Below are 18,570 nucleotides of genomic sequence, written 5' to 3' on the forward strand. Positions count from 1 at the left end.
AATCCTGACGACGCTCTCCCAAACCAAAGAATTGCGAGAACCCATGCCCAACCTGACGCGCAGACTATTCGGTGCCCTTGTCCTTGCAGCAACGGCCATTGCGGCAACAGCATCCCATGCCGCCGAACCGCTGCAGGAGTACAAGATCGGCTTCCAGAAGACGAGCCTGCCGGTCATTGCCCAGCAACAGAAGGTGATTGAAAAAGTTCTGGAGCCCAAAGGTATCAAGGTCAAATGGGTCGAGTTTACCGCTGGCCCGCCCTTGGTCGAGGCGCTGAATGTCGGCAGCATCAATGTCGGATGGGTTGGCGATGCCCCGCCGATCTTCGGGCAGTCCGCAGGCTCGGCCATTGTCTATGTCGCTGCCCTGCCATCCAATGGCAAAGGCGAAGCGATCTTCGTCAAGCCGGCTTCCCTGATCCAGTCCCTGGCCGATCTGAAAGGCAAGAAGGTCGGCGTCGGCAAGGGAACCAGCGCGCATAATCTGCTGGTGGCTGCGCTTGAGAAAGCACACATCAGCTATGACGAGATTACCCCGGTTTATTTGAGCCCTGCGGATGCAGCAGCGGCCTTTGCCAGCGACAAGATCGATGCCTGGGCAGTCTGGGATCCGTTCTTTGCCATTGCCGAGACGCGCTATCAGCCGCGCATCCTCGCGCGCTCCAGCGACGTGCTCGACGTCAACACATATTTTCTGGCCAACCGCGACTTTGCAGCGGCACATCCCGATGTCGTGACCACGACCGTTGCCGCCCTGAAAGAAGCTGCTGCATGGGCCGAGGCGAACAAGGACAAGGTGGCAGCGGCACTGCATGAGGTCACCGGCGTTCCGCTCGAAGCCCAAACCATCGCCGCCAACCGGTCGGTGTTCGGCATCTTCCCGATCACGCCTGAGATCATCGCGCATCAGCAGGAAACAGCCGACCGCTTCTTCAAGCTGAAGCTGATCCCCAAAGCCATCAAGATTTCCGATGCCGTCTGGGCGGCCCCCGGTAACTGAACGGAACAACAGGGGATGCGGAAATCGCCCCGTACCATGGAAAGAACTGGAACCACGCCATGACGCAGCCAGCAAATACCACACCAGCCCCGCTTGATTTCTTCTGGTTCATTCCCACCCATGGGGACGGAACCTATCTCGGTTCGGAAACGCAGCAGCGGCCACCCGAATTTGCCTATTTCAAGGAGATCGCCCAGGCCGTGGACCGGCTGGGTTTCCCCGGCGTGCTGCTACCGACGGGGCAAAGCTGCGAGGATTCATGGATTACAGGGACGGGTCTTGCCGCCCATACGGAGCGGCTGAAGTTCCTGGTCGCGTTGCGTCCGGGTATTGTTTCGCCTGTTTTTGCCGCCCGGCAGACCGCCGCGCTCGACCGGCTGAGCAATGGGCGTCTGCTGCTCAACGTGGTCGTCGGCGGCAACCCGACGGAGCTGGCCGGTGATGGCGTGTTCCTGCCGCATGACCAGCGCTACGAACAGGCCGCCGAGTTTCTGAAAATCTGGCAGGGACTGGTGACCGGCGAGACCGTCGATTTTGAAGGCAAGCATTACCGGGTTCAGGGCGGGCGGCTCGATCTGCTGCCGGTGCAGACGCCGCCTCCGCTTTACTTCGGCGGCTCGTCCGACGCCGGTCAGGATCTCGCTGCCGAGCAGGTAGACATGTATCTCACCTGGGGTGAGCCGGTGGCGCAGGTCGCCGAGAAGATCGAGCGGGCACGCAGGAAGGCAGCGCTCAAGGGCCGCAAGCTGCGGTTCGGCATAAGGCTGCATTTCATTGTTCGCGAAACCGAGGACGAAGCCTGGGCGGCGGCTGACAGGCTGATCAGCCGCGTCACCGACGCCCAGATCGAGATCGCGCAACAGCGCTTCCTTAAGGAAATGGATTCCGTCGGCCAGCGCCGCATGGCGGAGCTGCATGGCGGACGCCGTGACAGGCTGCTTGTCGGGCCCAATCTGTGGGCGGGCGTGGGATTGGTTCGCGGCGGGGCGGGCACCGCCCTTGTCGGCAGTCCCGAAAGCATTGCCGCACGCATCCGCGAATATCAGGACGCGGGCATCGATACGGTGATCGGCTCCGGTTATCCGCATCTTGAAGAAGCCTACCGCGTTGCCGAGTTGCTGTTCCCGAAACTGGGACTGGGCGAGCGCAGAAACACACCCCGGCAGGAGATCGCCAACGAATTTGCCGTTGGTTTCCACGGTGCCAAACGGCTGCAGGCGGCCTCATGAGCAGGGCGCTTCAGTCCATTGGCCGCAGCGCCGTAGGCTGGCTTCTTCCGGCCCTTCTGCTTGTCGGGTGGGAAATTGCATCGCGTGCCGGTGTCATCCCGGCCAATGTCCTGCCGGCGCCTTCGGCCGTGGGCGCCGCCTTCTGGAAGCTGCTTCTGTCCGGTGAACTGCTGGAAAATATCCGCATATCGACGCTGCGCGCCTTGAGTGGCTTCGTTGTGGGCGGCGCCATCGGTTTCGGTCTTGGTCTTGCCAATGGCCTCTCCGCGCTCAGCCGCGGGCTCACCGATACCACCATCCAGATGATCCGCAATATTCCGCATCTGGCCCTCATCCCGCTGGTGATTTTGTGGTTCGGCATCGACGAGGAAGCAAAACTGTTTCTGGTCGCGCTTGGCGTTTTCTTTCCGATCTATATCAACACGCTCCTTGGCATTCAGGGCGTCGACCCGCAACTGGTTGAAATGGGCCGCATTTACGGCATGTCCCGTTTGCAGCTGTTCATGCGGGTTATCCTGCCGGGCGCCCTGCCGTCGATTTTCGTCGGGCTGCGCTATGCGCTGGGGATCATGTGGTTGACGCTGATCGTGGCCGAGACGATCTCCGCATCCTCCGGCCTCGGCTATATGGCCATGCAGGCGCGGGAATTTCTGCTGATCGATGTGGTTGTCCTGTCGATCCTGATCTATGCGCTCCTCGGAAAACTCGCCGATGCTCTGGCGCGTTCCCTTGAGCGGCTTTCCCTGCAATGGCACCCGGCCTTTCAAAACGCGTGAGGAACGACGATGACCGCAGCAACCATCACCGCCCGCCAATCCTTTGTTGAAACCACGGCCCGCGCTACCGTAACGGCACGCAAGATCGCCTTCTCGTTCCGTAACGTTACCAAACGCTTCGGTGACAAGACCGTGCTGCAGGGCATCGATCTTGACGTGCATGACGGCCAGTTCGTTGCCATTATCGGCAAAAGCGGCTGCGGAAAGAGCACATTGCTGCGGTTGCTGGCCGGGCTCGACAAGCCGACATCCGGCGAGCTGGTTCATGCCGATGAAACGAAGGATCAGAAGCGCACGCGCATCATGTTCCAGGAGCCGCGGCTGCTACCGTGGGCGCGAGTTGGTGCCAATGTGGATGTCGGGTTGACCGGCATTGCCCGCGGTTCGGAAGTCCGGCAGAAAAGCCTCGATATTCTCGCGGAAGTGGGACTTGCCGATCGCAGCGAAGAATGGCCCTCTGTGCTGTCGGGCGGTCAACGCCAGCGCGTGGCCCTGGCACGTGCGTTGGTTGGCCACCCCCGCATTCTGGCTCTGGACGAGCCGCTTGGTGCGCTGGATGCCCTGACCCGCATTGAAATGCAGCAATTGCTTGAGCGCATCTGGCTCAACAAGAAATTCACGGCGGTGCTGGTGACGCACGATGTGGCGGAAGCCGTAGCGCTGGCGGATCGTGTCGTCGTCATCGATAGCGGCCGGATCGCCCTTGATCTGGCCATTCCGGTGGAGCGGCCGCGGCGGCATGCCTCGCCGGAACTCGCTTTTTTCGAGCGTCAGATTCTGGACCAGCTTTACACGCAAAGAACATCTTGAAGTTGAATGCATCGGGATAGACAATCGGATTGCATACGGAGACCGGAACGATGAGCGCCCTACCCAAAACGGACACCTTGCCAACACTCGATTTCGGGCGTTATCGCGATCCCGAGGAACGGGAAGCCTTCTTCGAGGACTTGCGCCATGCAGCACGAACCTATGGCTTTTTCTATCTGAGCGGCCATGGCGTCGCCGAACAGCTGCAAAGGGATATCGTTGCTGTTTCCAAGCGGTTCTTTGCCTTGCCGGAGGAGGACAAGATTGCCGTGGAAATGGTCAATTCCCCGCATTTTCGCGGTTATACCCGTGCCGGCTGGGAACGGACCAAAGGACAGGCGGACTGGCGCGAACAGTTTGACGTGGGCGCGGAGCGGCCCGTTGTCCAGCAGGATCCGACAACACCTTCGTGGTCGCGGCTGCAGGGCCCCAATCAATGGCCCGATAGCCTGCCCGACCTGAAATCCATCGTGCTGGAATGGCAACGCGAACTGACGCGGGTTGCCATCGAGCTGCTGCAGGCCTTTGCGACGGCGCTCGGGCAGGAGAAGGATGTTTTCGGGCCCATCTACGAAAAGGCGCCCAACCAGCACCTGAAGATCATCCGCTATCCCGGCCGTGATGCAACCGGCAGCGATCAAGGCGTTGGCGCACACAAGGACAGCGGGTTTCTAACCCTGCTGCTGCAGGATGTGCAGGGCGGCCTGCAGGTGGAAAAGGATGGCGGCTGGATCGATGCCACGCCGGTACCGGGGACGTTCGTCATCAATATCGGTGAAATCCTCGAACTGGCATCGAATGGCTATCTCAAGGCGACCGTGCACCGCGTCGTCTCGCCGCCGTCGGGCAGGGACCGGCTATCGGTGGCGTTCTTCTTCGGCGCCGATCTCAACGCCAATGTGCCATTGCTGACACTGCCGGACGATCTGGCGCATGAGGCGGGCGGTGCCGATACGGACCCGGACAATCCCCTGTTCCGGGAAGTGGGGCGCAATTATCTCAAGGGACGCCTGCGCTCGCATCCCGATGTCGCGCAGCGCCATCACGCCGATCTGCTGTAGTCCCGCAGTACAGGCGGGAAGGACAGGATTTCCCAGCCTTCGCCAAATCAAAACGCCCGCAGGTTCATCACCGGCGGGCGTTCCGTTTTGAAAGCTATCTGCCTTGATCAGGCGATCTTCTGACCAGTCTTGGCCCAGTCGGCGAGGAAGGTCTCGAGACCCTTGTCGGTCAGCGGATGCTTGACCAGCGCCTTCAGCGTTGCCGGTGGGATGGTGGCAACGTCGGCACCGATCAGTGCGGCTTCCTTGACATGGTTGATCGTGCGGATCGAAGCCGCCAGGATTTCCGTCTTGTAGTCGTAGTTGTCATAGATCGTGCGGATTTCGGCGATCAGGTCCATGCCGTTGATGCCGATGTCATCGATGCGGCCGATGAACGGCGAGATGAATGTTGCACCGGCCTTGGCGGCAAGCAGCGCCTGGGTGGCGGAGAAGCACAGCGTGACGTTGACCATATGGCCATCGGAGGTGAGCGCCTTGCAAGCCTTCAAACCATCGAGTGTCAGCGGAACCTTGATGCAGATATTGTTGGCGATCTTGGAAAGAACCGCCGCTTCCTTCATCATCTGCTCATATTCGACAGCGGCAACCTCTGCGGAAACCGGGCCATCGACGATGCTGCAGATTTCCTTGGTGACGTCGAGGATACTGCGACCGGATTTGAGGATCAGCGACGGATTGGTGGTCACGCCGTCGAGCAATCCGAGATCATTCAGTTCGCGGATATCCTTCACATCGGCAGTATCGACAAAAAATTTCATTGGAGCAGTCCTCCTTAAATGGGGCTAAAGGGATGGTGTCCCGGAAAAGTGGCTTTTCTTTAACTGAAAGCCGCGCCAAGGTCACGAGGTTATGAAGCAAGATTCGCCTTCCGCGCAAAAAATTGTTCCGGTGCTCGTGCCTTTGCCGGCAGCGAAACCTTACAGCTATTCCGTGCCTGATGGAATGGATGTGAAAGCCGGCTCAATTGTTCGCGTTCCCCTTGGTCCCCGCGAGGTTGCAGGCATTGTAACCGAGGGCGCGACCGATTCGGTTGATGCGAAAAAGCTGCGGCCGATCTCGGAGCTTTTCGATTGTCCTCCGGTCGATGATGGCATGATGCGCTTCATGCGCTGGGCCGCCGATTATACGATCTCGCCGCCGGGCATGGTGGCCCGGATGACCCTGCGCGTGCCTGCGGCGTTTGATCCCGAGCCGCCGGTGCCGGGGTTGCGTTTTTCCGGCCAACAGCCTGAACGGATGACCGGTGCGCGCTCGCGCGTGCTTGAATTGGCCGGGGATGGTCTTGCCTGGACGCGCACTGGCCTTGCCCACGCGGCCGGGGTTTCCGCAACGGTAATTGACGGGCTTTCGGCGCAGGGCGTGTTTGAGGACGTCATGATCCCGGCGCGTCCCGTCGTTGCGCCGCCCGATCCGGATTATGCGCCCGCCGAACTCTCCGGTGATCAGGCCGATGCCGCAAGGCAGCTGGTGGATGCGGTTTCGGCGCGCGGGTTCTCCGTGTCCCTGCTGGATGGCGTGACGGGTTCCGGCAAGACGGAGGTCTATTTCGAAGCGGTGGCAAAAGCGATCGAGCAGGGAAAGCAGGTGCTGATTCTTTTGCCCGAAATCGCCCTGACACAGCAGTTTCTCGAGCGTTTCCACGATCGATTCGGCTCAAAGCCGGCGGAATGGCATTCCGATCTCGCCCCGAAGACGCGTGAGCGGGTCTGGCGCCAGGTGATGGAAGGACAGGTGCGGGTTGTCGCGGGCGCGCGCTCGGCGCTGTTCCTGCCCTTCCAGGATCTGGGTCTTATCATTGTCGATGAAGAACATGACCCTGCCTACAAGCAGGAGGACCGTGTGTTCTACAACGCCCGTGACATGGCGGTGGTTCGCGGCCATATCGGCAGCTTTCCCGTCATCCTGGCTTCCGCCACGCCGTCCGTCGAGAGCCAGGTCAATGCGCTGCAGGGGCGCTATACCCGCATCCGCCTGACCGGGCGTTACGCGGAAGCGGCAATGCCGGACCTGAAAGCCATCGACATGCGACGCTCGCCGCCGCGTCCTGGTGGCTTCCTGTCCCCTGCGCTGGTCGAGGCGATGAACCAGACGTTGCAGCGCAAGGAACAGTCACTGCTGTTTCTCAATCGCCGTGGCTATGCGCCCCTGACCCTGTGCCGGGTATGCGGGCATCGTTTTCAATGTCCCTGCTGTTCCAGCTGGCTGGTCGAGCACCGGTTTCGCGGCCAGCTTGTCTGCCATCAATGCGGCCATCACGAAGCGCGGCCGGAGGCCTGTCCCTCCTGCGGCACGCTGGATCACCTCGTTGCCTGCGGGCCGGGTGTTGAACGTATTGCGGAGGAGGCGGAAAAGACCTTTCCCGATGCGCGGATCATTGTCCTGTCATCCGATCTGATGGGCGTGAAGCGGCTGCGTCTCGAACTGGATGCCATTGCACGCGGCGAGGCGGATATTGTCATCGGTACGCAGCTCGTCGCCAAAGGGCACAACTTTCCCAATATGACGCTGGTGGGCGTTGTCGATGCGGATCTCGGCCTTGCCAACGGCGACCCCCGGGCGGCGGAGCGGACATTCCAGTTGTTGAGCCAGGTGACGGGTCGTGCCGGGCGTACCGGCAAGAAAAGTCTGGGACTACTGCAAACCTACCAGCCGAATCATCCGGTCATGCGTGCCATTGTCTCCGGCGATGCGGAGGCCTTCTATGCGCGCGAAATCGAGGAACGGGAACGGTCCGGCCTGCCGCCCTATGGCAGGCTTGGCGCGCTTATCATTTCAGCGGGAACGCGGGCGGAAGCGGAAAACCATGCACGCGCGCTACGCCGTGCGGCACCGCACTCTCCCGAGATCAATGTTCTGGGGCCCGCCGAAGCGCCGCTTGCCCTTATCCGCGGGCGGCATCGTTTCCGGCTGCTGATTCACGGAACGCGCAAGGCTGATATCCAGAACTTCATTCGCGCCATTCTGAGTGCCGGACCAAAAGAGCGTGGATCAGTGCGCGTGCAGATTGATATCGACCCGCAAAGCTTTCTATAAGCAAACAGCGGAAATGGTTAACGCAGCGGGGACGCGGAAATGATGGAATTGTATTGGCCAGCCAGTCAGGGCGAATGGATCGCCTGGAGTTCTGCCGCCGTTACGGTTGTCTTCGGCCTGATCCTGTTCTTTGCGCCGCGCATTGCATTCAGGATTCTGCGCCTGCAACCTGTTCCGGCGCATCCCGAAGCGCTGTCCGAGGCGCGTGCGACAATGGCCGGCTTCTATCTGGGGCTTGGACTTTGCGCCCTTGTCTTTGCACAGCCTTTCCTCTGGATCGCGCTCGGCGTCTCCTGGGGCTTCACGGTTTTCGGCCGCCTGATCTCGATGATGTCGGACCGCGGCAATACGCTTTACAACTGGATTTCCGTTCTGATCGAACTGGCGCTGGCAGCCGGCCCATTGCTGTTCGCCTTCGGCTTTATCGCCTAGATATAGTTGAGTAGGTCATTCATAAAATTGCTGCTGCGGCAATTCTGACGCCAGTTTTCGCGGATTCGCGTGTTGCGACTCCTGCTTCTCTATGCTAGACGGCATTCAAATCTCGTCGGGGGCAGTTTCAGGGTTGTTTCCAAGGCGATAAAAAATCAATAATGCCAAAGATTTGACCGAAAATTCCTTTTGGTTTCCCGATTTTTGGCTTCAACGCAGAGAGCTTGTCGTTCGTGGCAGAAACTTCGTCGCTCATATCCGGTGTTGCCCAGCGTTATGCGGGTTCGCTGTTCGACCTCGCGCTGGAAGCAAAATCAGTCGCTGATGTGGAAAAGAATCTGGGCCAGTTTGAGGCGCTCGTCAATGGCAGCGCCGATTTGAGGCGCCTCATTCAGAGCCCTGTTTTCTCCGCGGAAGATCAGGTCAAGGCCATTTCGGCGATCCTCGCCAAAGCCAAGATCGGCGGCCTCGTTGCCAACTTCCTGCGCGTCGTGGCGACGAACCGCCGGCTGTTCGCGGTGCCTTCCATGATCCAGGCTTTCCGCAACATCGCTGCGGAGAATCGCGGCGAGGTTTCGGCCGATGTTACTTCTGCGCATGCCCTGACGGCAGCGCAGCAAACTGAATTGAAGGCCACGCTGAAAAGCGTCGCCGGCAAGGACGTGACAATCAATGTCACTGTTGATCCGTCGATCCTTGGTGGTCTCATCGTCAAGTTGGGGTCCCGCCAGATCGACACTTCACTTCGCACAAAACTTTCTTCGCTTAAGCTTGCACTGAAAGAGGTCGGCTGATGGACATCCGCGCCGCGGAAATTTCCGCAATCCTGAAAGAGCAAATCAAGAATTTCGGCAAGGAGGCAGAAGTCTCCGAAGTCGGTCAGGTTCTGTCCGTCGGTGACGGTATTGCTCGTGTATACGGTCTGGACAATGTTCAGGCTGGTGAAATGGTCGAGTTCCCGGACGGTACCCGTGGCATGGCCCTGAACCTTGAAAGCGACAACGTTGGTGTTGTTATTTTCGGTTCGGACCGTGACATCAAGGAAGGTGACATCGTCAAGCGCACAGGCGCTATCGTTGACGTTCCCGTCGGCAAGGAATTGCTTGGCCGCGTCGTTGACGCTCTTGGCAATCCGATTGACGGCAAGGGCCCGATCAAGGCGAAGCAGCGCTCGCGCGTTGACGTCAAGGCGCCCGGCATCATCCCGCGCAAGTCGGTTCATGAGCCGATGTCGACAGGCCTCAAGGCCATCGATGCCCTGATCCCTGTCGGCCGCGGCCAGCGCGAGCTGGTCATTGGCGATCGTCAGACCGGCAAGACAGCGATCATTCTCGATACGTTCCTCAACCAGAAGCCGGCGCACGATGCCGGTAACGAGAGCGAACGTCTGTATTGCGTTTATGTGGCTATCGGCCAGAAGCGTTCCACCGTTGCCCAGTTCGTCAAGATCCTTGAAGAACGCGGCGCGCTCGAATACTCGATCGTTGTGGCTGCAACCGCTTCCGATCCGGCACCCATGCAGTATCTCGCACCGTTTGCCGGCTGCGCGATGGGCGAATACTTCCGCGACAACGGCATGCATGCACTGATCGGCTATGACGATCTGTCGAAGCAGGCTGTGGCTTACCGCCAGATGTCGCTGCTGCTGCGCCGCCCGCCAGGCCGTGAAGCCTATCCTGGCGACGTTTTCTACCTGCATTCCCGCCTTCTCGAGCGTTCGGCAAAGCTGAACGACGAAAACGGTGCCGGTTCGCTGACTGCTTTGCCGGTTATCGAAACGCAGGCGAACGACGTTTCCGCCTATATTCCGACCAACGTGATCTCGATCACCGACGGTCAGATCTTCCTCGAAACCAACCTGTTCTATCAGGGTATCCGTCCTGCCGTTAACGTCGGTCTGTCGGTGTCCCGCGTCGGTTCCGCCGCGCAGATCAAGGCGATGAAGCAGGTTGCCGGTTCGATCAAGGGTGAGCTGTCGCAGTATCGTGAAATGGCTGCCTTCGCGCAGTTCGGTTCCGATCTCGATGCGTCGACCCAGCGTCTCCTCAACCGCGGTGCACGCCTTACTGAACTTCTGAAGCAGCCGCAGTTCTCGCCGCTGAAGACCGAAGAGCAGGTTGCCGTGATTTTCGCCGGTGTGAACGGCTATCTCGACAAGCTGGCCGTCAATCAGGTCAGCAAGTTCGAGCAGGGCCTGCTCACATGGCTGCGCACCGAGAACAAGGATGTTCTCGATGCAATCGCCAAGGAAAAGCAGCTGAGCGACGACATCAAGGGCAAGCTGAAGGCTGCAGTTGACGCCTTCGCCAAGTCTTTCGCGTAACCACTGACGGGATGAACGGATGCCTTCGTTAAAGGATCTGAGAAACCGGATCGCCTCGGTCAAGGCGACGCAGAAAATCACCAAGGCGATGCAGATGGTCGCCGCGGCGAAGCTGCGTCGTGCGCAGGAAGCTGCGGAAGCCGCGCGTCCCTACTCACAGCGCATGGCTGCAGTGCTGGCCAATATCGCCGCCAATGTGGACGGCGATGATGCGCCCGTGCTGATGAGCGGAACCGGCAAGGACGATGTGCATCTGCTCATCGTCTGCACGTCGGAACGCGGTCTCTGCGGTGGTTTCAATTCGCAGATCGCCCGTCTGGCCCGCGAACATGCACGCCGCCTCCTGGCGGACGGCAAAACGGTCAAGATCATCACTGTCGGCAAGAAGGGTGCGGATATCCTGCGCCGCGATCTTGGCAAGCATATCATCGATCACGTTGATCTGCGCGATGTGAAGCAGCTCGGCTTTGTCAATGCTGATGCGATCGGTCACAAGATCATTGCGCTTTACAATGAAGGCGTGTTTGACATTGCCACGCTGTTCTATTCGGAATTCAAGTCGGTGATTTCGCAGATACCGACTGCCCAGCAGCTGATCCCCGCAAGCGCTGTCGGCGATGCCGAACCGGAAACGGCAGGCGATGCGGTTTATGAATATGAGCCGGATCCGGCATCCATTCTTGGTGATCTGATCCCACGCAATATTTCCGTCCAGGTTTTCCGCGCTCTCCTTGAAAACGCGGCATCGGAACAGGGTGCGCGCATGTCCGCCATGGACAACGCAACCCGCAATGCCGGTGACATGATCAACAAGCTGACAATGTCGTACAACCGCCAGCGTCAGGCTCAGATCACCAAAGAACTGATCGAAATCATTTCGGGCGCGGAAGCGCTCTAATCGCGAAGGTAAGGATCGATGGCAAAAGCAGCGACCCCGAAAACACCCGCAGCCGCCAAAGCAGCTGCACCCAAGGCAGCGGCTGCAAAGACCGCTGCTCCGAAGGCTGAGGCAGCGGCTGCTCCTGCAGCAAAGACGGCCAAGGCATCGGCAACGCCAAAGACGACCGTGAAGGCAACCGGCACTGCCGGCCGCATCAGCCAGGTCATCGGCGCCGTTGTGGACGTTCATTTCGAAGGCGAACTGCCAAAGATCCTGAACGCGCTGGAAACCGACAACCTCGGCAATCGCCTTGTTCTGGAAGTTGCCCAGCATCTCGGTGAGAACACTGTTCGTACGATCGCCATGGACTCGACCGAAGGTCTGGTTCGCGGTCAGCCCGTGTACGACACCGGTTCGGCCATCATGGTCCCGGTCGGCGAAGCAACGCTCGGCCGTATCATGAACGTTATCGGCGAGCCGGTTGACGAAGCAGGCCCGATCAAGACGAAGCTGACCCGCGCTATCCACCAGCCAGCTCCGGAATATGTCGAGCAGTCGACGGAAGCCCAGATCCTGGTAACCGGCATCAAGGTTATCGATCTGCTGGCGCCTTATGCGCGCGGCGGCAAGATCGGCCTCTTCGGCGGTGCCGGTGTTGGCAAGACGGTTCTGATCATGGAACTGATCAACAACGTGGCCAAGGCGCACGGCGGCTATTCGGTATTTGCCGGTGTGGGTGAACGTACCCGCGAAGGCAACGACCTTTACCACGAAATGATCGAGTCCGGCGTGAACAAGGCCGGCGGCGGTGAAGGCTCCAAGGCCGCACTGGTTTACGGTCAGATGAACGAGCCGCCAGGGGCACGTGCCCGCGTTGCGCTCTCCGGTCTGACGGTTGCGGAACATTTCCGCGATGAAGGCCAGGACGTTCTGTTCTTCGTGGACAATATTTTCCGCTTCACGCAGGCTGGTTCGGAATTGTCGGCTCTGCTCGGCCGTATCCCGTCCGCCGTGGGTTATCAGCCAACGCTGGCAACCGACATGGGCCAGATGCAGGAACGCATCACCACGACGCACAAGGGTTCGATCACATCCGTGCAGGCCATTTACGTGCCCGCCGACGATTTGACCGATCCGGCTCCAGCGACATCCTTCGCGCATCTGGATGCGACGACGAACCTCAACCGTGCGATCTCTGAAAAGGGTATTTATCCGGCTGTGGATCCGCTCGACTCGACATCGCGCATGCTCGATCCGCTGATCGTCGGTGAAGAACACTATCAGATTGCGCGTCAGGTTCAGTCGATCCTGCAGCGTTACAAGTCCCTGCAGGACATCATCGCCATTCTCGGCATGGACGAACTGTCGGAAGAAGACAAGATCACGGTCGCCCGCGCCCGCAAGATCGAACGCTTCCTGTCGCAGCCGTTTTTCGTTGCTGAAATCTTCACCGGCTCGCCGGGCAAGCTGGTTGATCTGGCTGACACCATCAAGGGCTTCAAGGGCCTTTGCAACGGTGACTACGATCACCTGCCGGAAGCAGCATTCTACATGGTCGGCTCGATTGACGAGGCGATCGAAAAGGCACAGCGTCTTGCAGCGGAAGCTGCCTGATCTGGAACATAATGGCGGGCTCCGGCCCGCCCTTTCTTGTCAAGGCCATCCCTTCTATCAGGTCAATGACCGCAGGAATTGAGTGAATATCATGGCAGAAGCCTTCCATTTCGAACTCGTATCGCCAGAACGTCTGCTGCTCTCGGAACAGGTCACCGAAGTTGTGGTTCCGGGCACGGAAGGTTACATGACCGTGATGGCCCATCACGCGCCACTGATGGCCACCGTCAAGCCGGGCGTTGTCACCGTGAAGACGCCGGATGGCAAGCCGGACAGCTATGTCGTGTTCGGCGGCTTCGTCGATGTGACGCCGGATGGCTGCACGCTCCTCGCGGAATCGGCGGTACACGTCACCGATATAAAGGCTGATGAACTTCAGAACCGTATCAAGGACGCCCGCGAAGACTTCGAAGACGCGACGACGCGCGAGCAGAAGGCCAAGGCGGAAGATCTTCTCGGCCAGCTGACCACACTGCAGGAAGCCATCAAGGCTGCCTGAGCGGCCTATCCGGATTGATAGTTCAGAAAGCGGGCTTTTGGCCCGCTTTTTTGTTGTTGCATAGCACTTCCCTTCTTGCGTGGTTCGACAAGCTCACCATGAGGGAGATTGAGGACTGCAGAGAGTTATACTCTGCAACGTCCAAGATTAGCTCTGCAGCCCACCTAGTTCCCTCATGGTGAGCTTGTCGAACCACGCAAAAAGGAAATGCAAATAAGGATGGCCGATCAACCCGCCAGATGCTTGAACGCAGCGACAACCTGCTCATAGACGGTGCGCTTGAACGGCACGATGAGGTCGGGCAGCTCGGTCATGGGTTTCCATGCCCAAGCGTCGAATTCAGCGGTGTGACCGCCGGGAGGCGGGTTGATCGCGATCTCGCTTTCATCGCCGGTAAATTCGTAGGCGAACCATTTCTGTGTCTGGCCGCGATACTTTCCCTTCAGGGCGATTCCGACAAGCGCGGGCGGCAGGTCATAGTTGATCCAGTTCGGCGCCTCGGCCAGCAGGGAAACGGTTTTCATGCCCGTTTCCTCGTAGAGTTCGCGGCGGGCCGCAATTTCCGCATCCTCGCCTTTGTCGATGCCACCCTGGGGCATCTGCCATAGCTGGGTCGACCCGTCCATTTCATCATTGGGTATGACAATGCGATGGCCCGCCCAGACGAGCTTATCGGCATTGAGCACCATAATGCCGACGCAGGGCCGGTAGGGGAGCGTCTCGGGGTCGACATGTTTTTTGCTCATGCGAATACTCCGCTGGATGATGGGATAGTGATGGGTGCCTAGCCCTTTTCAGGATCGCGGACAAGGGCGGAAACCGGTACGATCTCGATGCCGCGGGTCTTGGCTTCGTTGGTCCAGGCGGCCACGGCATCCACGGTCACGCTGAAGGCCGAACCGGTCCCGATTGCCGTGCCTTTGGCTCGGGCGATACGCTCCAGCTCATCCAGTTTCTTGAGGATGCTGCCCCGGTCCTGCGTACCATCAATCAGCACATCGGCGGCAGCAAAGGGCGTTCCCTGCTGACTGGCGATGGTGTCGGCCTGGCTGCGCGCGGAGCTGCCGTCATCGAGGTAGAGCAGCCCGCGTTTCGCGATATCCTGCATGACAGGCGTCATGGCCTTGGCATCGGCGGTAAAGCGGGCCCCCATGTAGTTTATGATGCCGGTGTAATTGGTGATGCGGCCCATGGCCTTGTGCAGATTGTCCAGTGTCTCGGCTGCGGGCGCATCGACCGTCAAGGTGTTGCGGCCGGGATTGACCCGCGGGTAGTCAAAAGGCTCAAGCGGCACCTGCATCAGCAATTCATGGCCATTCTGGCGGGCCGTCTGCATCCACCGGATGAGGCTGTTGCCTTCAGGCGCAAAAGCCAGCGTCACCTCCGCCGGGAGCGTTGCGATTGCCTGCTGTGTGCCGGTCTGGGACATGCCGAGCCCGCCAATGACGAGGGCGATCCGCGCGCCGCGGGCACCCGACCATGACCGCGCATAGACATCGAGCGGTCGTCGTCCGTCCGGCCCGATGACCGGCAGGGAGCCCAGCGCAGTCGTCTCCAGCAGATCACGGTCGGGGATATGGGCGGTCAGCGGATTCTGGCTCGCTCTGGCGGGATCGCCGACAACGATGATTTTCGGGCCGCCGGGACTGGTGGTGACATTCCCTTGCGTGACGACGCCTGCCGGGGCCTTGTCGGATGCTGGTATCGTCTTGGCCGGCGCTGGGGGAGTTACCGCTGCCTGTTCGGGCTTTTCCACTTCCGGAGGCGGATTGCGAAATCCGTGATTGCTGGTGAACGAGATCAGCAGTGCGGCGCCTCCCACCCCCAGCACGGCAATGGCTGGCAAGAACCAGCGAGTGCCAGCCTTCGGTTTGTCCTTGGGCCGTTTGCTGTTTTGTCCCAGCGGCCTGTTGATATCGGAATTCACGCGCTTTGGCCGATGAGGAGGATGAAACGGAAGGAATGATCGGTGGGAAATGAGGTGGGGACCAGGTGTGTAAGAGCCAGCCTGATCCCCTTTGTCATATCAGTTCGGTACGCCCTTGGACGGGTCTGCCGGGAATGCGGCATTGGCCTGTTCGCCGCGCAGCAGCTTCAGGGCTTCGATCAGCTGCAGGTCGTCCTTCGGATCCGGCGGGACATAGGCAATCGAGCCCGATCCTTCCGCATCCTCCTGAACGCCCTTGATGTGGCCCTTCAGGCTGGATTCGCTCATCGGTTCGGCCCGACCCTTCAGATCGTCCGGCAGCGGCTGTTCGACCGCGATATCCGGCACGATGCCCTTGCCCTGGATCGATTTGCCGGCCGGCGTGTAATACAGCGCCGTCGTCAGCCGCAGTGCGCCATTCTCGCCCAGCGGGATGATCGTCTGCACCGAGCCCTTGCCGAAGGACCGCGTGCCCAGCACCGTCGCCCGGCGATGATCCTGCAGCGCACCGGCAACAATCTCCGACGCACTGGCGGAACCGCCATTGATCATGACGATCATCGGCTTGCCGTTGATCAGATCGCCCGGACGGGCATCGAAGCGGGTGATGTCCTGCGGGTCGCGGCCACGGGTCGAGACGATCTCGCCCTTGTCGAGGAAGGCATCGGAGACGGCAACCGCCTGGTCGAGCAGGCCACCCGGATTGAGGCGAAGATCGAGCACGAAGCCCTTGAGCTTGTCGGCGGGAACCTTGCTCTGGATATCCTTGATCGCCTTCTGCAGGTCTTCAAAGGTCTGTTCGGTGAAGGAAATGACCCTGACATAACCGACATCGTTCTCGACGCGGTATTTGACGGCCTTCACCTTGACCACGTCGCGCACGATGGTCAGCTTGATCGGCTTGTCGGCGCCCTGACGGATCAGCGTCAGCTCGATGGGCGTGTTGACGTCGCCGCGCATCTTGTCGACCGCATCGTTCAGCGACAGGCCGCGGACATCGGTTCCGTCGATCTGCGAGATATAATCGCCGGCAAGAACACCCGCCTTGGAGGCAGGGGTGTCCTCGATGGGGGCAATGACTTTCACAAGCTCATTTTCCATGGTGACTTCAATGCCAAGGCCGCCAAACTCACCCTTGGTCTGCACACGCATATCCTGGGCCTGGTCGGCGTTCATGTAGGACGAATGCGGGTCGAGCGACGTCAGCATGCCATTGATGGCGCTTTCGATCAGCTTCTTGTCATCCGGCGGCGTCACATACTGGTTGCGCACGCGCTCAAAAATATCGCCGAAAATCGACAACTGCTTGTATGTGTCAGTGCCCGCAGCTTCTGCAACGGTTGTGGGCAGTGCACCCTGCACAACCACCATTGCCGTTGCACCCAACAGGGCTCCGGCCATGAGAAGCGTTAACCTACGTATCATTTGTGGTCCTTCCAGCGAGCCTATCCGCCCACCAGGGAGCGGGATTAACAGGTTTTGTATCTTTTCGGAACTCAATGTAAAGCATTGGCGCTCCATTTCCCAACGGAACGGTGCCGGTACTCGCAACAAGTTGCTCGTTCATCACACCAACCGGCTCTCCCGCCAAAACAAACTGATTCTGCGAAACATTGATTCTCTTCATTCCTGCCAACACGACATGATAGCCATTGCCGGCATCCAGGATCAAGAGTTGGCCATAGGAACGAAAGGCGCCGGCATACAGCACCACGGCGTCCGTGGGCGCGGTAATTGTTGCGCCTGCCGGGGTTTCCAGCGTGTCGCCCTGCACGACACCGCCCAATCCGTCCTCGTCGCCAAAATGCCGAACCAGTTTTCCGGCACCCGGCATGGGAAGATGTCCCTTCAGCGAGGCAAAATTCACCTTGGCTGACAGGCGTTCCTGGTTGGAGGCGAAATTGTCGGCTCGCTCCTTGCTGGCTGCAAGCTTCTGTTCTTCCTGCTGGTTCGCCGCGCTGGCTGCCTTGCGCGCCTCTTCCATGTCCTGTTCCATCGAGGCGATCAATTCGCGCAGGGATGTCGCCCGCCGGGCCAGTTCTTCCGCCCGCTGCTGTTCGGCCTTGCGCGTTTCCTCGGATGTTGTCTGCAGTTTCTGCTTTTCGGCCAAAAGCAGATCGAGGCGCTTCTTTTCCTCCGCCTGTCCGGACAGGGAAGCGGTCAGACGGGTCTGCTCATCGGAAATCGATGTCCTGATCCGCGAGAGCTCCTTGAGATCGGCAATCAGCACTTCCGTCTGTTCGCGCATTTCCGGAACGACAGCGCCCAGCAAGACGGCGCTGCGGACCGACGCAAGGGCATCGTCAGGGCGAACGAGGATGGCGGGGGGCGGATTGAGCCCCATGCGCTGCAAGGCGGCGAGGACCTCGGCGAGCGCCGCGCGCCGGCCCTTGAGAGAGAGCTTTATTCCGTCTTCCCGTTCATGCAGATCAGTCAGCTTGTCGCCGATAGCGGCTATATCTTCAGTCAGTTTTTTCTCGGTCTTGGCCGACTGGATCAACGCGGCCGTCAGGGTGGTCTGATCCTTCTTCAGATCGGCAATTTCCTTGTCGAGGGAAGCCAGGCGATCAGCAGACAAACTGATCTGGCCGGTGAGTTCATCCAGTTGTTTGACGGTTTCAGCGCGCTTTGCGTCGACCTGTTCCTGCGCGTGCACCGGCAAAACGCAGGCAAACAGCAGGACAAGGAGGCCAGCACCCATGCGGGAACTCTTCCTTGAACCAATGATTGCATCTGTAACCCGAAAATGCATATGCGGACCGAAATGAATTAAGATTAGAGCCCGACAATAGGAAGACTTCGATTAATGAACTATTAACCATAGAGCATCCACGCGGGATATTAGCGTGATGCTAGCATTTTAGTGCTGATCGGGATGGCGGAATTACGACGTCAGCTTCACTCTTGCGTGAAACCGCGGCGGGATCAGCCGGTATAAGGGGAAGCGGTTTCCGTTCGACGCGAACATTTGTTTTGCTTTCTT

The 18,570-nt window shown here is 59.6% G+C and carries 17 protein-coding genes; 12 read left to right on the forward strand and 5 right to left on the reverse strand.

Translation table 11 applies throughout. The annotated features are described in order from the left end of the window. Nucleotides 1-43: 43 nt before the first annotated feature. The 5 genes from AC1Q5O_RS13470 to AC1Q5O_RS13490 are packed head-to-tail and all read left to right on the forward strand — an operon-like array spanning nt 44 to nt 4,876. The gene (locus tag AC1Q5O_RS13470; protein ID WP_492563600.1) at nt 44-1,000 is read left to right on the forward strand and encodes an aliphatic sulfonate ABC transporter substrate-binding protein; all 957 of its coding nucleotides are present in this window, start codon (nt 44-46) and stop codon (nt 998-1,000) included. 59 nt (nt 1,001-1,059) lie between these two features. Further along, the gene (gene ssuD, locus AC1Q5O_RS13475; RefSeq protein ID WP_492563601.1) at nt 1,060-2,229 is read left to right on the forward strand and encodes an FMNH2-dependent alkanesulfonate monooxygenase; all 1,170 of its coding nucleotides are present in this window, start codon (nt 1,060-1,062) and stop codon (nt 2,227-2,229) included. Next, nucleotides 2,226-3,005 (forward strand): ABC transporter permease subunit, encoded by a 780-nt coding sequence (locus tag AC1Q5O_RS13480; RefSeq protein WP_492563603.1) that lies wholly within the window; start codon nt 2,226-2,228, stop codon nt 3,003-3,005. The genes ssuD and AC1Q5O_RS13480 overlap by 4 nt, the downstream gene beginning before the upstream one ends. Nucleotides 3,006-3,014: 9 nt before the next feature. Then, nucleotides 3,015-3,815, forward strand: a complete 801-nt coding sequence (locus tag AC1Q5O_RS13485; RefSeq protein ID WP_492563605.1) for an ATP-binding cassette domain-containing protein — start codon at nt 3,015-3,017, stop codon at nt 3,813-3,815. 50 nt (nt 3,816-3,865) lie between these two features. After that, a complete protein-coding gene (locus tag AC1Q5O_RS13490) occupies nt 3,866-4,876 on the forward strand; it encodes an isopenicillin N synthase family dioxygenase (RefSeq protein ID WP_492563607.1) in 1,011 nt (336 codons plus the stop codon). Nucleotides 4,877-4,983: 107 nt separating this feature from the next. Here AC1Q5O_RS13490 and fsa read toward each other — a convergent pair whose 3' ends face one another. Further along, nucleotides 4,984-5,637: a fructose-6-phosphate aldolase gene (gene fsa / locus AC1Q5O_RS13495; RefSeq protein ID WP_346306647.1), complete on the reverse strand. Its 654-nt coding sequence runs from the start codon at nt 5,635-5,637 to the stop codon at nt 4,984-4,986. 91 nt (nt 5,638-5,728) lie between these two features. On the opposite strand from fsa, the gene AC1Q5O_RS13500 reads away from it, so the two are divergent. The 7 genes from AC1Q5O_RS13500 (at nt 5,729) to AC1Q5O_RS13530 (ending at nt 13,660) form a co-directional block, all read left to right on the forward strand. After that, the gene (locus AC1Q5O_RS13500) at nt 5,729-7,912 is read left to right on the forward strand and encodes a primosomal protein N' (RefSeq protein ID WP_492563610.1); all 2,184 of its coding nucleotides are present in this window, start codon (nt 5,729-5,731) and stop codon (nt 7,910-7,912) included. A gap of 42 nt (nt 7,913-7,954) precedes the next feature. Further along, entirely contained in the window at nt 7,955-8,344 is a 390-nt protein-coding gene (locus tag AC1Q5O_RS13505) for an AGROH133_08824 family phage infection protein (protein ID WP_223614129.1), read from the forward strand. 233 nt (nt 8,345-8,577) lie between these two features. After that, a complete protein-coding gene (locus AC1Q5O_RS13510) occupies nt 8,578-9,138 on the forward strand; it encodes a F0F1 ATP synthase subunit delta (protein ID WP_223613798.1) in 561 nt (186 codons plus the stop codon). After that, nucleotides 9,138-10,667 (forward strand): F0F1 ATP synthase subunit alpha, encoded by a 1,530-nt coding sequence (gene atpA, locus AC1Q5O_RS13515; protein WP_182548638.1) that lies wholly within the window; start codon nt 9,138-9,140, stop codon nt 10,665-10,667. The genes AC1Q5O_RS13510 and atpA overlap by 1 nt, the downstream gene beginning before the upstream one ends. A gap of 19 nt (nt 10,668-10,686) precedes the next feature. Beyond that, entirely contained in the window at nt 10,687-11,565 is an 879-nt protein-coding gene (locus AC1Q5O_RS13520; protein ID WP_346308057.1) for a F0F1 ATP synthase subunit gamma, read from the forward strand. Nucleotides 11,566-11,583: 18 nt separating this feature from the next. After that, on the forward strand, nt 11,584-13,161 hold the full coding sequence (gene atpD / locus AC1Q5O_RS13525) for a F0F1 ATP synthase subunit beta (RefSeq protein ID WP_472462270.1): 1,578 nt from the start codon (nt 11,584-11,586) through the stop codon (nt 13,159-13,161). A gap of 91 nt (nt 13,162-13,252) precedes the next feature. Next, a complete protein-coding gene (locus tag AC1Q5O_RS13530; protein WP_346308055.1) occupies nt 13,253-13,660 on the forward strand; it encodes a F0F1 ATP synthase subunit epsilon in 408 nt (135 codons plus the stop codon). Nucleotides 13,661-13,887: 227 nt separating this feature from the next. Here the strand turns inward: AC1Q5O_RS13530 and AC1Q5O_RS13535 are convergent, their stop codons facing one another. The 4 genes from AC1Q5O_RS13535 to AC1Q5O_RS13550 all read right to left on the reverse strand — a co-directional run bounded on the left by AC1Q5O_RS13535 (nt 13,888) and on the right by AC1Q5O_RS13550 (nt 18,339). After that, nucleotides 13,888-14,406, reverse strand: coding sequence for an RNA pyrophosphohydrolase (locus AC1Q5O_RS13535; RefSeq protein WP_346308054.1), 519 nt, complete (start codon nt 14,404-14,406; stop codon nt 13,888-13,890). Nucleotides 14,407-14,444: 38 nt separating this feature from the next. Then, a complete protein-coding gene (locus tag AC1Q5O_RS13540) occupies nt 14,445-15,587 on the reverse strand; it encodes a divergent polysaccharide deacetylase family protein (RefSeq protein ID WP_492563615.1) in 1,143 nt (380 codons plus the stop codon). 99 nt (nt 15,588-15,686) lie between these two features. Continuing rightward, complete coding sequence (locus tag AC1Q5O_RS13545) at nt 15,687-17,012, reverse strand: S41 family peptidase (RefSeq protein ID WP_223613792.1); 1,326 nt, start codon at nt 17,010-17,012, stop codon at nt 15,687-15,689. Continuing rightward, nucleotides 17,002-18,339 carry a murein hydrolase activator EnvC family protein gene (locus tag AC1Q5O_RS13550; RefSeq protein ID WP_492563616.1) on the reverse strand — a complete coding sequence of 446 codons (1,338 nt, stop codon included), beginning with the start codon at nt 18,337-18,339 and terminating at the stop codon, nt 17,002-17,004. Before AC1Q5O_RS13550 ends, AC1Q5O_RS13545 begins: the two co-directional genes overlap by 11 nt. Nucleotides 18,340-18,570 lie beyond the last annotated feature (231 nt).

This window comes from Phyllobacterium sp. MT110 (genome assembly GCF_058792715.1).

Coding starts and splice junctions, on each gene's coding strand:
- AC1Q5O_RS13470 (WP_492563600.1), top strand. CDS start 44: ATGCCCAACCTGACGCGCAGACTATTCGGTGCCCTTGTCCTTGCAGCA.
- ssuD (WP_492563601.1), top strand. CDS start 1,060: ATGACGCAGCCAGCAAATACCACACCAGCCCCGCTTGATTTCTTCTGG.
- AC1Q5O_RS13480 (WP_492563603.1), top strand. CDS start 2,226: ATGAGCAGGGCGCTTCAGTCCATTGGCCGCAGCGCCGTAGGCTGGCTT.
- AC1Q5O_RS13485 (WP_492563605.1), top strand. CDS start 3,015: ATGACCGCAGCAACCATCACCGCCCGCCAATCCTTTGTTGAAACCACG.
- AC1Q5O_RS13490 (WP_492563607.1), top strand. CDS start 3,866: ATGAGCGCCCTACCCAAAACGGACACCTTGCCAACACTCGATTTCGGG.
- fsa (WP_346306647.1), bottom strand. CDS start 5,637: ATGAAATTTTTTGTCGATACTGCCGATGTGAAGGATATCCGCGAACTG.
- AC1Q5O_RS13500 (WP_492563610.1), top strand. CDS start 5,729: ATGAAGCAAGATTCGCCTTCCGCGCAAAAAATTGTTCCGGTGCTCGTG.
- AC1Q5O_RS13505 (WP_223614129.1), top strand. CDS start 7,955: ATGGAATTGTATTGGCCAGCCAGTCAGGGCGAATGGATCGCCTGGAGT.
- atpA (WP_182548638.1), top strand. CDS start 9,138: ATGGACATCCGCGCCGCGGAAATTTCCGCAATCCTGAAAGAGCAAATC.
- AC1Q5O_RS13520 (WP_346308057.1), top strand. CDS start 10,687: ATGCCTTCGTTAAAGGATCTGAGAAACCGGATCGCCTCGGTCAAGGCG.
- atpD (WP_472462270.1), top strand. CDS start 11,584: ATGGCAAAAGCAGCGACCCCGAAAACACCCGCAGCCGCCAAAGCAGCT.
- AC1Q5O_RS13530 (WP_346308055.1), top strand. CDS start 13,253: ATGGCAGAAGCCTTCCATTTCGAACTCGTATCGCCAGAACGTCTGCTG.
- AC1Q5O_RS13535 (WP_346308054.1), bottom strand. CDS start 14,406: ATGAGCAAAAAACATGTCGACCCCGAGACGCTCCCCTACCGGCCCTGC.
- AC1Q5O_RS13545 (WP_223613792.1), bottom strand. CDS start 17,012: ATGATACGTAGGTTAACGCTTCTCATGGCCGGAGCCCTGTTGGGTGCA.
- AC1Q5O_RS13550 (WP_492563616.1), bottom strand. CDS start 18,339: ATGCATTTTCGGGTTACAGATGCAATCATTGGTTCAAGGAAGAGTTCC.